General features: G+C 50.6%; 1 protein-coding gene. It reads left to right on the plus strand.

Annotated elements, in window-relative coordinates; genetic code table 11:
- On the plus strand, positions 1–539 hold a 539-nt coding region (gene galT, locus UF06_RS00065; RefSeq protein ID WP_045568614.1), incomplete at both ends, for a galactose-1-phosphate uridylyltransferase.

Consider the following 539-nt stretch of genomic DNA (forward strand, 5'->3'; position numbering starts at 1 on the left):
GGTTTGAGCCGAGTGATTTGCTTCTCGCCAGATCACAGCAAAACCTTACCGGAGCTGCCAGTGGATAAAATTCGTGGCGTGATAGATACATGGAACGAACAAATTGAAGAGCTAGGCAAAGAGTACGTTTGGGTTCAGGCGTTCGAAAACAAAGGTGAAACCATGGGCTGTTCTCAGCCTCATCCGCACGGTCAAATCTGGGCGAACAGCTTCTTACCAAATGAAATCGAGCGTAAAGAGCACAACCTAAAAGCCTACTACCAAGAACACGGCAGCAACTTGCTGGTGGATTACGTACAAGCGGAACTCAAAGACGGCTCACGCATCGTGGTGGAAACCGAACACTGGTTGGCGGTGGTGCCTTACTGGGCTGCTTGGCCGTTCGAAACCATGTTGCTGCCGAAAACGCACATTCGTCGCATGAGCGAACTCAGCGATGAGCAACGAGACGATTTAGCGCGAGCGATCAAGAAGCTGACCAGCCGTTACGACAATTTATTCCAATGCTCATTCCCCTATTCAATGGGCTGGCACTACGC

This window comes from Vibrio sp. S234-5 (assembly GCF_000960595.1).
Classification (GTDB): domain Bacteria; phylum Pseudomonadota; class Gammaproteobacteria; order Enterobacterales; family Vibrionaceae; genus Vibrio.